Annotated in this window: 15 protein-coding genes; 8 read left to right on the forward strand and 7 right to left on the reverse strand. The window is 73.1% G+C overall.

Features of this window, described 5'->3' with window-relative positions; translation table 11 throughout:
* From AC1MIR_RS09030 to AC1MIR_RS09055, 6 genes are all read right to left on the reverse strand, one after another.
* The coding region (locus tag AC1MIR_RS09030; protein WP_480027838.1) for a cache domain-containing protein at positions 1-993 on the reverse strand (993 nt) is incomplete at its 3' end.
* A gap of 11 nt (positions 994-1004) precedes the next feature.
* Positions 1005-2504 carry a tetratricopeptide repeat protein gene (locus tag AC1MIR_RS09035; protein WP_480027839.1) on the reverse strand — a complete coding sequence of 500 codons (1500 nt, stop codon included), beginning with the start codon at positions 2502-2504 and terminating at the stop codon, positions 1005-1007.
* A 95-nt stretch (positions 2505-2599) separates the two neighbouring features.
* Entirely contained in the window at positions 2600-3556 is a 957-nt protein-coding gene (gene argF, locus AC1MIR_RS09040) for an ornithine carbamoyltransferase (protein ID WP_480027840.1), read from the reverse strand.
* The gene (locus AC1MIR_RS09045; protein ID WP_480028731.1) at positions 3553-4749 is read right to left on the reverse strand and encodes an acetylornithine transaminase; all 1197 of its coding nucleotides are present in this window, start codon (positions 4747-4749) and stop codon (positions 3553-3555) included. The genes argF and AC1MIR_RS09045 overlap by 4 nt, the downstream gene beginning before the upstream one ends.
* Before the next feature lie 160 nt (positions 4750-4909).
* The gene (locus AC1MIR_RS09050; RefSeq protein WP_480027841.1) at positions 4910-5263 is read right to left on the reverse strand and encodes a hypothetical protein; all 354 of its coding nucleotides are present in this window, start codon (positions 5261-5263) and stop codon (positions 4910-4912) included.
* 68 nt (positions 5264-5331) lie between these two features.
* Positions 5332-6012 (reverse strand): PRC-barrel domain-containing protein, encoded by a 681-nt coding sequence (locus tag AC1MIR_RS09055; RefSeq protein WP_480027842.1) that lies wholly within the window; start codon positions 6010-6012, stop codon positions 5332-5334.
* A gap of 114 nt (positions 6013-6126) precedes the next feature.
* On the opposite strand from AC1MIR_RS09055, the gene AC1MIR_RS09060 reads away from it, so the two are divergent.
* The 8 genes from AC1MIR_RS09060 to AC1MIR_RS09095 all read left to right on the forward strand — a co-directional run bounded on the left by AC1MIR_RS09060 (position 6127) and on the right by AC1MIR_RS09095 (position 12607).
* Positions 6127-6723 (forward strand): regulatory protein RecX, encoded by a 597-nt coding sequence (locus tag AC1MIR_RS09060; RefSeq protein ID WP_480027843.1) that lies wholly within the window; start codon positions 6127-6129, stop codon positions 6721-6723.
* Positions 6720-7484, forward strand: coding sequence for an AzlC family ABC transporter permease (locus AC1MIR_RS09065; RefSeq protein ID WP_480027844.1), 765 nt, complete (start codon positions 6720-6722; stop codon positions 7482-7484). Before AC1MIR_RS09060 ends, AC1MIR_RS09065 begins: the two co-directional genes overlap by 4 nt.
* Positions 7481-7789, forward strand: coding sequence for an AzlD family protein (locus AC1MIR_RS09070; protein WP_480027845.1), 309 nt, complete (start codon positions 7481-7483; stop codon positions 7787-7789). Before AC1MIR_RS09065 ends, AC1MIR_RS09070 begins: the two co-directional genes overlap by 4 nt.
* A 9-nt stretch (positions 7790-7798) precedes the next feature.
* Positions 7799-8146 carry a nucleotidyltransferase family protein gene (locus tag AC1MIR_RS09075; protein WP_480027846.1) on the forward strand — a complete coding sequence of 116 codons (348 nt, stop codon included), beginning with the start codon at positions 7799-7801 and terminating at the stop codon, positions 8144-8146.
* Entirely contained in the window at positions 8124-8600 is a 477-nt protein-coding gene (locus tag AC1MIR_RS09080; protein ID WP_480027847.1) for a ribonuclease toxin HepT-like protein, read from the forward strand. Before AC1MIR_RS09075 ends, AC1MIR_RS09080 begins: the two co-directional genes overlap by 23 nt.
* Positions 8601-8757: 157 nt before the next feature.
* On the forward strand, positions 8758-11568 hold the full coding sequence (ileS, locus tag AC1MIR_RS09085; RefSeq protein ID WP_480027848.1) for an isoleucine--tRNA ligase: 2811 nt from the start codon (positions 8758-8760) through the stop codon (positions 11566-11568).
* Entirely contained in the window at positions 11568-12062 is a 495-nt protein-coding gene (lspA, locus tag AC1MIR_RS09090) for a signal peptidase II (RefSeq protein WP_480027849.1), read from the forward strand. The genes ileS and lspA overlap by 1 nt, the downstream gene beginning before the upstream one ends.
* Positions 12062-12607 carry a DUF3035 domain-containing protein gene (locus AC1MIR_RS09095; protein ID WP_480027850.1) on the forward strand — a complete coding sequence of 182 codons (546 nt, stop codon included), beginning with the start codon at positions 12062-12064 and terminating at the stop codon, positions 12605-12607. Before lspA ends, AC1MIR_RS09095 begins: the two co-directional genes overlap by 1 nt.
* A gap of 221 nt (positions 12608-12828) precedes the next feature.
* Here the strand turns inward: AC1MIR_RS09095 and AC1MIR_RS09100 are convergent.
* Positions 12829-14154, reverse strand: a 1326-nt coding sequence (locus tag AC1MIR_RS09100) for an ABC transporter substrate-binding protein (protein WP_480027851.1), incomplete at its 5' end; no start/stop codon positions are given.

Raw genomic sequence — 14154 nt, forward strand, 5'->3', positions numbered from 1 at the left:
CTCCCCACCCCCCGCCGCGCCGGCCCGCCCCCCGGCCCCGGCCCGCCCCGGCGCGCCGCCGCGCTCCCCCGCCGTTCCCGCCGCCTCGGCCGCGTCGCGCAGCTCCACCGCCGCGGCGATCAGGCGCCCGGCCGCCTCGCCCACGCCGGCCTCGAGCCGCGCGGCGCTGTCTGCCCGCTCGGCCAGCAAGCGGGCCTGCGCCGCCTCCCGCGCCGCCTCGGCCTCGGCCTGCGCCGCCCGGGCGGACCGCGCCGCATCGCGCAGCGTCGCCACGGCGCGCCCGATCGCGCCCAGCTCGTCCGAGCGACCGGTGCAGGGCACGGTCGTGTCGAGCTGCCCGGCGGCGATCTCGTTCAGGCTGGCGGCGAGCCCGCCGAGCGGCCGGAGCTGGCGCCGCAGCGCCAGCCAGAGCAGCAGGGCGACCGCGGCGAGCACCGCGCCCCCGGCCAGCACGGCCTGGCGGATGGCCTCGTCCTGCATCTTCGCGACGTCATCGAGGGGCAGGCCGACGAAGAGGATGCCGATGGTGCGGCCGTCGCCGCCAAGGATCGGGTCGTAGATCGTCAGATACGGGCGGCCGAGGATCATCGTCTCGCCACGGAAGGCATGGCCCGCCCGGATCGCGTCCCGCGCCGGTCCCGCCGCCAGGGTGGTGCCGGTCGCGCGGCCGCCCTGCGTGCCCGGCACCGTGGTGGCGACACGCGTCTCGCCGGCGAAGATGGTCGCGACGCCGCCGCCCACGGCGCCGATGCGATCCACGATCTCGGTCTGGCCGTTGAGCTCCGTCCCGTCCAGCAGCAGCCGCCCGCCGTCGAGCCTCCACTCGCTGCCGATGTCGCCGAGCAGCAGATACATCAGCCGCAGGTTGCTCTCGAGCTGTTCGCCGGCCAGCGCGCGGGCACGCCCCCGCAGGTCGCTCACCGTCACGGTGGTGAGCACGCCCAGCCCGAAGCCGAGGCATGCCAGGGCGATCAGCAGGATGCGCGCGCGCACCCCGAGCCGTTTCACTCCGCCAGTTGCGCCGCGAAGTCTTGCCAGCATGGAGGTCCTCCGCCCACTTGCCGGGGCGGAGGATGATCCAGGCGCATGAAAGATTGGTGAAGTCCGGAGCCGCCCATCGGCAAAATCCGGCCTTCGGCAAGATCGCCGCCCGCGCCCTGCCCGTCGCGCGCCCCGGCGGCGAGCGCCTTCTCCCAGGCACCCGGCGCGCGCCGCGACGCGCGGGCGCGCAGCATGGCCAGCACCGCCGCCCCGCGGCCCGCCGCGGCCGCGCTGGCCAGGCCCAGCCGCTCCAGCACGTCGCGCTGCGCCGTGCTCCCGCCGATGCGCGGCAGGTCCCGCCGCATCGCCTCCAGCAGATCGGCGGCCTGGGCCGGATCGTCCCCGGCCGCCGCGGCGATGGCGCGCGCCACCGGCAGCCCGACCTGCGCGATCACCTGCGCCTGCGTGCCACCGCCCCGCAGCGCGCGGCGGCGCATCCCCTCGATGAAGGCCGCGAGCGCCGCGCCGCGCCGCGCACCGGCCAGGCCGAGCACATGGTGCAGGTCGGCGAAGGCGAGCATGTGGTCGCCGATGCGCCGCTCGGCGATGTCCGCGACCTCGGCCCAGCGCGCGCTGCCCACAGCGACGCCCTGCGCCTCCAGCCGCCAGAGCAGCGAGGCGGCGTTGGCGACGTCGCGGAATTCCTCGCTGCCGGTGTGCCGCAGCCGGGTGTCGTAGAGACGCAGCGCCGTCTCCGCCTCGCCGAGATGCAGGTGGCAGAGCGCCGCATGCCAGGCCAGGTGGCGCGCGAAGCCGCCGGCGTCGCGCGCGCGGCCGATCGCCGCCTCGAGCCAAACCAGCCCTTCCCGCGCGCGGCCCTCGCCTTCCATGACATGGGCCACCGCATGCGCACCCCAGAGATCGTCCGGCGCCAGCGCCACCGCGCGGCGACCCACGCGCTCCGCGGCCGCACGGTCGCCGCTCTCCTCCAGCGCGAAGGCGTGGCAGCCGAGGACATGGCCGAAGCCCGGCACATCCTCGCCCCAGGCCGGCAGCGCATGCTCCAGCGCCAGGCGCATCCCCGCCGCGTCGCCCAGCATGAAGCGGATGGCCTGGGCGAGCTTCAGCGCGGCGGCATCGCGCGGCGCCGCGGCCAGGGCCGCCTCGAGCGCCGCGGCGGCCTGCTGCATGTCGCCTTCCTCGACCCAGACGGCGAGCGCGGCGACGAAGGCGCGTTCCCGCGGCGTGCCGCCGCGCGCCGCGATCGCAAGGCGCGCCCGCGCCAGGCTCCGCGCGGCCTCCGGCATCACCTCGCCACGCGCCAGAAGACACAGCTGCAGGCCGCGCAGCGCATGCGCCAACGCAAGTTCCGCGTCGGCGGCAAGCGCCGCGCCGAGATGGTCCATGACATCGGCGCGATGGCCGAGCATCGCGGCCACCGCCGCATCGAGGCTGCGCACCGCCGCCGCATCGCCTGTGGTCACCGGCAGCCCGCGCGCATCGCGGCAGAGCGACGAGGTCATGGGCGGCCTTCCCTGCGACGTGTCCTGTCGCAGCCTTCGCCCGCCCGGCCCGCCGGGTTACGCCCGGGCGGCGCCTTCCCTTCGCGGCCGGCCCGCTACCCCTGCCCGAGCGCCCAGAGCAGCACGCCCTTCTGCGCGTGCAGCCGGTTCTCCGCCTCGTCGAACACCACGCTCTGCGGGCCGTCCATCACCTCGTCGGTGATCTCCTCGCCGCGATGCGCCGGCAGGCAGTGCATCACGATCGCGTCGGGCGCGGCATGGCGCAGCAGCGCGGCGTTCAGCTGGTACGGCGCCAGCAGGTTGTGGCGGCTGACCGTCGCGGCGTCGGGCTTCTCGTCCGACATGCTGACCCAGGTGTCGGTGACGACGCAGCGCGCGCCGCGCATGGCCGCCTGCGGGTCGGAGGTCAGCTCGATCGCCGCGCCTTCCTTGCGGGCCCATGCGATCAGTTCGGCCGGCGGCGCGAGTTCGGGCGGGGTGGCGATGCGCAGGACGAAGCCGAAGCGCGCGGCGGCCTGGATGAAGGACTGCGCGACGTTGTTGCCGTCGCCGGTCCAGGCGACGGTCTGCCCGGCGATCGGGCCGCGATGCTCCTCGAAGGTCATCACGTCGGCCATGATCTGGCAGGGATGCGAGACGTCCGTCAGCCCGTTGATCACCGGCACCGTCGCATGCGCCGCCAGTTCCCGGATCTTCGCCACGTTGTCCGTGCGCAGCATGATCGCGTCCACGTAGCGCGACAGCACGCGCGCGGTGTCCGCCGGCGTCTCGCCGCGGCCGAGCTGCATGTCCTTCGACGACAGCACGATCGCATCGCCGCCGAGCTGGCGGATCCCGACCTCGAAGGAGACGCGGGTGCGGGTGGAGGGCTTCTCGAAGATCAGCGCGACATGCTTGCCCGCCAGCGGCCTGCCGCCGATGGCGCCCTTCTTCGCCTGCATGCCGAGATCCAGCATCCGGCGCAGCGTCGCCGGATCATGGTCCATGATCTCGAGGAAATGGCGCGGGGGCGCCTTGCCGGCGCCCCCCGTCACCTTGAGCGCAGCGCTCACTGCGCCGCGACCTTCTGCGGCGTCACGCGCAGGCAGGCGCGCTCCAGCAGCGCGACCGCCTCGTCCGCATCCGCATCGGTGATGATCAGCGGCGGCGCCACGCGCAGCACGTTCATCCCCGCCGCCACCGTCAGCAGCCCCTCTGCCGCCGCCGCCTCCTGCAGGGCGGAATTGGTCACGACCTCGTGCAGCCGCAGCCCGAGCAGCAGCCCGGCGCCCTGCACGCCCGCGATCACCTCCGGATGGCGGCGCGCCAGGCCTTCCAGCCCACGCCACAGATGCCGCGCCACGCGGTCCACGCCGTCGAGGAAGCCGGGCGCGAGCACCACGTCCAGCACCGCGTTGCCCGCCGCGCAGGCCAGCGGGTTGCCGCCATAGGTGTGGCCATGCGTGCCGGGCTTCAGGTGCTTCGCCACATGCTCCTTCGCGAAGACCGCGCCGAGCGGGAAGCCGCCGCCGATGCCCTTCGCCGCGGACATCACATCGGGCTCGATCCCGGCCCATTGATGCGCCCAGAGCTTGCCCGAGCGGCCCATGCCGGTCTGCACCTCGTCCAGCGCCAGCAGGATGCCGAACTCGTCGCAGGCGGCGCGCAGGTCGCGCAGGAACTGCAGGCTGGCCGGGCGCACGCCGCCCTCGCCCTGCACCGGCTCGATCAGGATCGCGGCGGTCTCGGGCCCGATGGCGTCGCGCACCGCGTTCATGTTGCCGAAGGGCACATGGTCGAAGCCCTGCACCGGCGGGCCGAAGCCGGCGAGATACTTCGCGTTGCCGGTGGCCGAGATCATCGCCAGCGTCCGGCCGTGGAAGGCGCCCTCGAAGCAGATCGTACGGAACCGCTCGGGGTGGCCGTTCTCCGCATGGTATTTGCGGACGGCCTTGATCATGCCCTCGTTCGCCTCGGCGCCCGAGTTGCAGAACAGCACGCTGTCCGCGAAGGAATTCTGCACGTGGCGCGCGGCAAGCTCCTCGGCCTGCGGCACCCGGTACAGGTTCGAGACGTGCATCACCTTCGCCGCCTGATCGGCGATGGCCTTCACCAGATGCGGGTGGCCATGGCCGATGGAGCTGGTCGCGATGCCCGCGCCGAAATCGAGGAATCGTCGCCCGTCCGCCGTCCACAGACGCGCACCCTCGCCCCGCTCGAAGGCAAGGTCGGCGCGGGCATAGTTCGGCATCAGGGCGGGGATCACGATGTTCCTCGCTTCCTCCAGTTCCGCGCGGGCCGCGGGCGACATGCCCCGGCAGGCGCGGAAGCGGAGGAAAATGCCCGAATCGCCGGGAAGGGTCAAAACGCGAAGGGCCGGCGAGGCATGCGCGCCCCGCCGGCCCGGCATGACAGGGCGGCGCGGACTACTGGCGGACGCCGCCGCTGTTCGCGGGATAGGCGCCGGAAGTGTTCGACCCCGTCGCGCGGTCATAGGCGCGCTCGGCCGCGGTGCCGGGCGGATTGGCCGGCGTGCCGTCGCGCTGCGCGGGATAGGCGCCCGACACGTTCGTCCCGGCGGCCCGGTCGAAGGCGCGCTCGGCGGCGGTGCCCGCCGGATTGTTGCCGGTGCCGTCGGGGCTCGTGCGCGGGCTGCCGGTGATCTGGTCGTAGGCGCGCTGCGTCGCGGTGGAGGGCGGATTGCCCGGGGTGCCGTCGCGCGTATCCGCGCAGGCGACGACAGGCAGCGCCAGCGCCGCCAGCAGGAGGAAGCGGGTCATCATCGGATCCTTGGCCTGGAATGGCGCGGCCGCCACATGACGGCCGGGCGGTTGGCGTGCTCGCCGCGTCAGCCGCGGCGGCCGCGCTCCTCGTAACTGAAGGGCGCCATGCTCTTCAGGCTGTCCTTGGTGGCGCCGGTCAGCAGCCAGCGCTCGCGCTCGGCATTCCACTGCAGCCGCTCCGTGGGCACCGCGACCAGCCTCGCGCCGATGCCGAGGAAGCCACCGACCGAGATGATCGCCACCGGCCGCTGGGCGCCGTTCAGGGTCAGGATCAGGTCCTCGACCTCGCCGATGCTCTCGTTCTGCTCGTTGTAGACATTCGCGCCGATCATCTTGGTCGCGCGCCGGCCGTCCTGCAGGCGGGCGCTGTCCGCCGCGACGGCAGCCGTCCCGCCATGCGTCGCGCGGCTGGCCGGCGCGGTGCGGTCCGGCGTGGTCGCATCGCTCACCGCGTCGGCGGCACGATCGAGGGCGCGACCGACCGCGGTGCCCGGCGGGTTGTTGCCGGTCCCGTCCGGCGAGGTCCGCTGGCCGGTCACCGAATCAAGCGCGCGCTGGGTGGCGGTGGAGGGCGGGTTGCCCGGCGCGCCGTCGGGCACGCTGCCGGCCTGCGGGCGGGCCTGGGTCGCCGCCGGCGGCATGGTGCCGGACGCGGTGCCGGTGGTCGCCTGGCCGAAGGCCAGAAGCGGCGCGGCGCAGAGGGCCGCCGCCGTCGTCATCATCAGCCAGCGATGGGTGGTCCGCATGCTTGGGTCTCCGTGGTGTGGATGCGACGCGACAACGCCCTCTTGACCTCTCCGGTTCCGCTCCCGCCGAGCGCCGTATCGTCACGCGCCGCCACGGCGTGGCAGAACGCCGGCATGGCCGATCCACGCCGCCGATCCTCGCCGCGACCCGCCGGCGCGCCACCCGATGCCGCCGGGCTCCGCGAAGCCGCGCTGGCCCATCTCGCGCGCTTCGCCGCGACCGAGGCCGGGCTGCGTCGCGTGCTCGCCCGCCGCGTGGAACGCTGGGCGCGCGCCGCCGAAGCGGAAGGCCAGGAGGACACGGCCGCCCGCGCCGCCGCCGCGAAGGCTGCCGCGGCCGAGGTCGCGCGGCGGATGGTGGCACAGGGCGCGGTGGACGACGCCGCCTTCGCCGCAAGCCGCGCGAAGCGCCTGCTGCGCGCCGGCCGCTCGCAGCGCGCGGCGCTCGCGCATCTGCGCGCCAAGGGCGTGGATGCCGAGACTGCGCTGGCCGCCGTGCCGGAAGGCGAGGAGGCCGAGCTCGACGCCGCGCTGGCCTTCTGCCGCCGCCGCCGCATCGGCCCCTTCGCGCGCGCCGCGAGCGAGGGCGAGGACCCGAAGGCGCTCGGCGCGCTCGCCCGCGCCGGCTTCGGCCGCGAGGTCGCCGCCCGCGCCCTGGCGATGGAGCCGGCCGAGGCCGAAAGCCGGCTGCTCGCCGCGCGCCGCGCATGAGCGGCGGCGTCGTCTTCACCCGCGCCGGGGTCTGGCGCGGCGCCGTCGCGAGCCTGCCGCTCTGGCTCGGGATGGTGCCCTTCGGCCTGGTGATCGGCGTGCTCGCCGACGCCAAGGGGCTGACCTTCGCCGAGACGGTGCTGATGAGCGCGCTGGTCTATGCCGGCGCGGCGCAGTTGCTGGCGCTGGAGCTTTGGACCGACCCGGCGCCGATCATGGCGGCGATCGTCGCCGCCGGCGTGGTGAACCTGCGCATGGCGCCGCAGGGGGCCGCGCTGGCCGGCTGGCTGAACCGGCTGCGTGGCTGGAAGCTCTGGGGCACGCTGGCGACGCTTGTGGACCATTCCTTCGCGCTTTCGGTGCAGGAGCAGCGGCGCGGCGGGCGGGATGCGGGCTATCTGCTGGGCGTCGGGCTGGGGCTCTGGGCAAGCTGGGTGCCGACCACCGCGATCGGCTGGCTGGCCGGCAGCCTGGTGAAGCTGCCGCCCGGTCATCCGCTCTATTTCGCCTCGGTCGCGGCCTTCATCTCCATCCTGGTTGGGTTGTGGCGCGGGCCGCGGGTGGACCTGGCGCCCTGGGTGGTGGCGGGTCTGGTGGCGCTGGCGGCGCATCGGGCGGGCCTGCCGGTGCCGCTGCCGCTGCTGGCCGGCACGCTCGCCGGCGCGACGCTCGGCGCCTGGATCGAGCTGCGCGAGAAGCGCTCGCGTCCGATGACCGGCGGGCCGCAGGCCCAGAGGTCTGAATCGGACGCGCAAGGATGATGGAGATCCGCACGGATGTCCTGCTCGCGATCCTCGGCATGGCGGCGGTGACCTATGCCTGCCGCGCCGGCGGCTATGCGATCCTGCGCAGCGTCCGCCCGCCAGAATTCGTGGAGGCGATGCTGCGCCACCTGCCGGGCGCGCTGTTCATGGCCTATGCGACCCCGCCCCTGGTGGCGGGCTCGGTGCCGGCCTGGATCGGCGCTGCTGCGGTCATTGGCGTGCAGCTCGCCACCCGCAACCTGGGGCTCGCGATCTGCGCCGGCGTCGCGGCGGTGTGGGGCGCCCAGGCGGCGCTGTGGTAGGATGGCCCCATGGCCGAGGCGACCTATCCGGACTGGGAGACGCTGAACGCCCGCCACATCGCGGCGCACCGCGCGCAGGCGGTGAAGGCGGCGCAGGCGGCGGCGGCCGCGGCGGCGAAGCTCGGCGTGCGGGTGATCGTGTTCGGGTCGCTGGCGACGGGGCGCTTCCACCGGCGGTCTGACCTGGACCTGGCGCTGGATGGGCCGGAGCCGGCGATGTTCGCGGCCGGCAATGCCGCCTTTGCGGCCGCCCTCCCCTTCGGCTTCGAGCCCGACATCGTCGAGCTGGACAGGGTCTCGCCGCGCCTGCGGTCCAAGATCATGGAGCAGGGGCGTGACGCCGGCGACCTGGGCTGACATCCAGGACGACCTGGACACGGCGCTGCGCGCGGCGGACCTGGCTCTGCGGAAGGCGGCAGCACTCGAGGAGGTGCCGCCGGACTATCGGGCGGACCGCGAGATCGCCATCGGCAAGCACCTGCACGACGCCTTTTCGGCGGCGGAGAAGGCCTTGCAGCGCATGGTTCTGGCCGTGGACAAGGACCTACCCGCTGGCTCAGACTTTCACCGCGCCCTGATCGAACGGGCGGCTCGCCCGGTGCCGCAGGGCCGAGGCCCCATCCTGACGGCAGACACGGCGGAGAAGCTGCTCATCCTCATGCGCTTCCGCCACCTGTTCCGGCACCTGTACGAGACCTTCGTGTTTCCGCGCGCACGAGAGAACCTCGCGGTCGCGGAGGTCGTCATCCCCCGCCTGCGCGACGAGATCACGGCCTTCGCCGCAAGGCTGGGGCTCGCGCCGCGCGCTTGACCCCCACCCGCCCCCGTCCGCATATGTCGGCCATGTTCCGGTCGCGCGTGCCCGCCCGAATTATCCGCCCGGCCTTCCGCTGAAGGCCGGGATTCTTTCGCGCGCGCATCCCACCGAAACCCCCGCGGCCCCGCCCGGCCGCCCGAGACCCAGACCGATGACCGATGCTCCCGAGACACCGACGGCCCGCGACTATCGCGGCACGGTGATCCTGCCGAAGACCGACTTCCCGATGCGCGGCGACCTGCCGAAGCGTGAGCCCGACTGGCTCGCCCGGTGGGAGAGGATGGAGCTGTGGAACCGCCTCCGCGCCGCATCGGCGGGCAAGCCGAAATTCGTGCTGCATGACGGCCCGCCCTACGCCAACGGCCCGCTGCATATCGGCACGGCGCTCAACAAGATCCTGAAGGACGTGATCAACCGCGCCGCCCAGATGGCCGGGCACGACGCCGACTACGTCCCCGGCTGGGACTGCCACGGCCTGCCGATCGAATGGAAGGTCGAGGAGGAATACCGCGCGAAGAAGAAGAACAAGGACGAGGTCCCCATCCTGGAATTCCGCGCCGAGTGCCGCGCCTATGCGCAGCACTGGCTCGGCGTGCAGCGCGACGAGTTTCGGCGCCTCGGCGTGTATGGCGACTGGGCGGGCCGCTACGCGACGATGGACTTCCCCTCGGAAGCGGTGATCGCCGGCGAGATCGGCAAGTTCCTGATGAACGGCTCGCTCTATCGCGGGCTGCGCCCGGTGATGTGGAGCCCGGTCGAGAAGACCGCGCTCGCCGAGGCGGAGATCGAATACCACGACCATGTCTCGCCGACGCTCTGGGCGCGGTTTTCGGTTGTCAGCGCAGGGGCGCCCGATCTGGTCGGCGCGAGCGTGGTGATCTGGACCACCACGCCCTGGACCATCCCCGGCAACCGCGCCGTCGCCTATGGCGAGGAGATCGACTACGCGCTGGTGCATGTCGAGGGCGTGAACGAGGGCAGCCTGCTGCGCGTCGGCGAGTTCCTGGTCGTTGCGCTCGCCCTTCTTCCGCAATTCGAAAAGGACACGGGGCTCGGCGCGCACAGCATCAGGCGCGTGCTGAAGGGCGCGGAGCTTGCCGGGGTGATCGCCGCGCATCCGCTGAAGGGCATGCCCGAAGCGAACGCTGGCTACGACTTCGATGTGCCGCTGCTGCCCGGCGACTTCGTCACGACGGAGGCCGGCACCGGCTTCGTGCACATCGCCCCCGGCCATGGCGAGGACGACTTCAACCTCGGTCGCGCGCATGGGCTGCCGATCCCCGAGACGGTCGGCGACGACGGCACCTACACGCGCCACGCATACGGCTTCGAAGGGCTGCATGTCTGGAAGGCGCATGACGCGGTCTATGCCGCGATGGCCGCGCTCGGCACGCTGGCGGCGAAGGGCAGGCTGACGCACAGCTACCCGCATAGCTGGCGCTCCAAGAAGCCCGTCATCTTCCGCGCCACGCCGCAGTGGTTCATCGCGATGGATGATGGCAACGCCATCCGCCAGAAATCGCTCGATGCGATCGCGGCGACGCATTTCGTGCCCGACATCGGGCGCAACCGCATCGGCTCCATGGTGCAGAACCGCCCCGATTGGTGCATCAGCCGCCAGCGCGCCTGGGGCGTGCCCATCGCCGTCTTCGTGGACAAGCGCACCGGCGAGCCGCTGCGCGACCAGGCGGTCATGGACCGCATCGTCGCAGCCTTCACCACCGAAGGCGCCGATGCCTGGTATCAGCCCGGCGCCGCCGCGCGCTTCCTCGGGCCTGACCGCAACCCGGCCGACTACGAGCAGGTGATGGACATCGTGGATGTCTGGTTCGAGTCCGGCTCCACCCACGCCTTCGTGCTGACGCCGCAGCGCGGCCTGCCCTGGCCGGCGGACCTCTATCTCGAAGGCTCCGACCAGCATCGCGGCTGGTTCCAGTCCTCCCTGCTCGAAAGCGTCGGCACGCGCGGCGTGGCGCCCTTCAAGGCGATCCTGACGCATGGCTTCGTGCTCGACGAGCAGGGCCGGAAGATGTCGAAGTCGCTCGGCAACGTGGTCGCGCCGCAGGAGGTCGTCTCCAAGTCCGGCGCCGACATCCTGCGCCTTTGGGTGATGAACACCGACGTCACCGAGGACCAGCGCATCGGCAAGAACATCCTGGAGCAGCAGGGCGAGCTGTATCGCCGCATCCGCAACACGCTGCGCTGGCTGCTCGGCAACCTCGACGGTTTTTCCGCCGACGAGATCGTGCCTTTCGCCGAATTGCCGGAGCTGGAGCGCTGGGTACTGCACCGGCTGACGGAGCTGGATGCGAAGCTGCGGACGGCGCAGCGCACGCATGACTGGACCGGCGTCTATCCCGAGATCCACGCCTTCTGCGCCAGCGATCTCAGCGCCTTCTACTTCGACATCCGCAAGGATTCGCTCTACTGCGACGCGCGCGACAGCCACCGCCGCCGCAGCGCGCGCACGGTGATCGACCAGCTGCATCGCTGCCTGACCACCTGGCTCGCGCCGGTGCTGGTCTTCACCGCCGAGGAAGCCTGGCTCGCCCGCTTCCCGGCGAGCGAGAGCGTCCACCTGCAGGACTGGCCGGTGCTGCCCGAGGCCTGGCGAGATGAGGCACTGGCGGCGAAGTGGGCCGCCATCCGGGAGGCGCGCGGGATCGCGACGGCGGAGCTCGAGGTCGCACGACGCAACGGGCTGATCGGCGCCTCGCTGCAGGCGCGGGTCGCGCTGACCGGCGATGCCTTCGCCGCACTCGGCGCGGAGGACTGGGAGGAGGTGCTCATCGCCTCCCAGGTCGCGCTCGCGCCCGGCGCGGCGGCCTCGGCGGCCGTCGAACCCGCCCCCGGCACCAAATGCGACCGCTGCTGGCGCGTGCTGCCGGAAGTCGGGCAGTCCGCCGCCCACCCGACGCTCTGCCGCCGCTGCGAGGCGGTGGTGGAGGGCCAATCCAGCTGATGCTGCGCCTCGGCCTCATCCTCGCCGCGGTGATCCTGGTCGCCGACCAGGCCACGAAGTGGTTCATGCTGGAGGTGCTGGACCTCGACACGGTGCGGCACATCCCGCTGCTCGCTGCCGGTCCCTTCGGCTTCGACCTGACCATGGTGTGGAACCGCGGCGTCACCTTCGGGATGCTGGCCGGCGACGCGCCCTGGACCCAGGCGGCGCTCGGCGCGCTCGCGCTGGCGATCGCGGCCTTCCTGCTGCGCTGGATGGCGCGGGCGGAGAACCGGGCCACCGCGCTGGCGCTCGGTGCCGTGATCGGCGGGGCGGTCGGAAACGTGATCGACCGGGCCCGCTTCGGCGCCGTGGTGGACTTCTTCGACGCCCATGCCTGGGGCTGGCACTGGTACGTGTTCAACATCGCTGACGCCGCGATCGTGCTCGGCGTCCTTGCGCTGGTCGCGGATGCCTTGTTCAGGCCATCGCCCAGGGTTAAGCGTTCAGGGTGATGAGACGCCTGCGCCCCGCCCTGATGGCCCTGCCGCTCCTGGCGCTCGCCGGCTGCGGTTCCGACACCTCCCGCGCGCTCGGATTCACCCGCGACGCGCCGGACGAGTTCCTGGTGACCACGCGCGCGCCACTCTCTGTCCCGCCGCAACTGGGCCAGTTGCCGGTGCCCACGCCCGGCGCGCCCCGCCCGCAGGACAGCCGCAACGCCGCCGCGATCCTTGCCCCCGGCACCGCCGCAACCGCGCCCAGCTCGGCGGAGCGGGCGCTGCTGGCGCGGGCGGGCGGGCCGGTGGAAGGCGACATCCGTCGCCAGGTGGACGAGGAGACGCTGCGCCTGGACCGGCCATCCTCCGGCACGGTGGATCGCCTGATGAACTGGCTGAACTCCCCGCCGCCTGCCGGCATCGCGGTGGATGCGACGCGGGAATCGCAGCGCCTGCGGGAGAATGCCGCACTCGGGCGCGAACCGGGGCAGGGCGAGACGCCGATCGTCCAGCCGCGCTCCCGCACCTTCCTGCAGCGCTGGCTCGGCCTCGGCGGCTAAAGCATTTTCAAGCCAAGCGGCCTCGCTTGGCGACTCGGAAACTGCGTCAAAGCAAAAGGCTAGAGCGGTCTCGCCGCATGCGCATGCGGTGAAGCCGCGCTAGCGCCAGCGGCCGGCGCGCCCCCCCCCCGCCCCGGCGCCCGCCCCCCCCCCCCCGGCCCCCCCCCCCGGGGGGGGGGGGGGCCCGGCGCGGGCGGCGGGGCGTGGCCGAGACTCATTCCTCAGGTACGCCGCTGGTTCGCCGTCGCGCGGCGCAGGCGGTTCGCCATGTCGCCGATCGCCTGCGCCGGTGGCTTGGTCTGGAGCAGCGCCGCCTGCACTTCCTCGCCGACGATGTTGGTGATGTCGGCCGCATTCGGCCAGGTGGAGGGCTCGTCCATCTCCGCCGTGCCGGCGTTGCGCGCCCATTCGACCACATAGGCGTCGTCGCCGAGCTTCGCGAGCGCGGAGCGCGTGACGGGGAACAGCCCGACCGCGCGGAAGTAGCGCAGCTGCACCTCGTCATCCATCGCGAGGTGGCGCACCAGCTTCGCCGCCGCCGAATCCGCGCCGATGCGCGCGCCGCGCGCATTCGGCAGCACCAGCAGGTGCCCCCACATCAGCGACCGTGTCGCATCGCCGGCGCGCAGCACCGGCGTGGCGAAGGCCGCGACATTGGCGTCGAAGGCCGCGCCCTGGCCGGAATTGTCGCGCGCGAAACCGCGGGCGAGCGGCGCATCGTGATAGAAGGCGGTGCGGTTCTGGCCGAACAGGCGGCGCGCATCGGGCCGGTCCACGTCGCGCGCGATCAGCCCCTCCTTCGCAAGATCCACCAGGAAGGACAGCGCGGCGCGCGCCGCGTCGCTCTCCACCGCGACCTTGTCCTCGGCGTCGAACAGCCGCCCGCCGAAGGTCCACAGCCACACCTGGAAGTCGGGCGACATGGTCAGGTTGTTCTTCGTGGCGAAGGCATAGGGCACGACCTCCGCATTGGCGCGCTTGATGCGCCGCAGCGCATCGGCGAAGGCGTCCACCGTGCGCGGCGTCTCCGTCACGCCGGCATCGGCGAGGACCTTCCTGTTTGCCACCATGCCGATGGAGGCCGCCGTCCAGGGCAGGCCGAGCTGCGCGCCGCCGACCTGGCCGATGCGCAGCAGGCCGGGATCGATCGCTTGCGCGATCTCCGCGCCCAGCACCTCGCGCATGTCGGCGGGGCGCAGCACGCGGGAGAATTGCGGCAGCCAGCGCTCCGCCAGCTGCACCACGTCCTGCGGCTGGTTGCTGCGCTGGCGCAGCACCAGGTTCTGCTGCATCTGCGCCCAGGGGAAGCCGACGACGTCGAGCCGGATGCCTGGGTTTGCCGCGCGGAAGCCGTCGAAGGCCTGGGTCAGGACGGGCTTCGACGCCGCCTCGTCCTGGCTCCAGCCGACATAGGTCAGCGTGCCGCCTTGGGCGCGCGCCGTGCCGGAAGCGGCGAGCGCCGCCGCGCCGCCCAGCAGCGCGCGGGGGCCGGGTGTGGGATCCAGCATGTGCCTGCGCCCGTGGCGGGTGATACGCCGCAGGCGCCC

Source organism: Falsiroseomonas sp. RANM36, assembly GCF_056682175.1.

Excerpts from the sequence above, each read along its gene's own strand:
- AC1MIR_RS09035 (WP_480027839.1), bottom strand. The coding sequence starts at position 2,504 with ATGACCTCGTCGCTCTGCCGCGATGCGCGCGGGCTGCCGGTGACCACA.
- AC1MIR_RS09050 (WP_480027841.1), bottom strand. The coding sequence starts at position 5,263 with ATGACCCGCTTCCTCCTGCTGGCGGCGCTGGCGCTGCCTGTCGTCGCC.
- AC1MIR_RS09055 (WP_480027842.1), bottom strand. The coding sequence starts at position 6,012 with ATGCGGACCACCCATCGCTGGCTGATGATGACGACGGCGGCGGCCCTC.
- AC1MIR_RS09060 (WP_480027843.1), top strand. The coding sequence starts at position 6,127 with ATGGCCGATCCACGCCGCCGATCCTCGCCGCGACCCGCCGGCGCGCCA.
- AC1MIR_RS09065 (WP_480027844.1), top strand. The coding sequence starts at position 6,720 with ATGAGCGGCGGCGTCGTCTTCACCCGCGCCGGGGTCTGGCGCGGCGCC.
- AC1MIR_RS09070 (WP_480027845.1), top strand. The coding sequence starts at position 7,481 with ATGATGGAGATCCGCACGGATGTCCTGCTCGCGATCCTCGGCATGGCG.
- AC1MIR_RS09075 (WP_480027846.1), top strand. The coding sequence starts at position 7,799 with ATGGCCGAGGCGACCTATCCGGACTGGGAGACGCTGAACGCCCGCCAC.
- ileS (WP_480027848.1), top strand. The coding sequence starts at position 8,758 with ATGACCGATGCTCCCGAGACACCGACGGCCCGCGACTATCGCGGCACG.
- lspA (WP_480027849.1), top strand. The coding sequence starts at position 11,568 with ATGCTGCGCCTCGGCCTCATCCTCGCCGCGGTGATCCTGGTCGCCGAC.
- AC1MIR_RS09095 (WP_480027850.1), top strand. The coding sequence starts at position 12,062 with ATGAGACGCCTGCGCCCCGCCCTGATGGCCCTGCCGCTCCTGGCGCTC.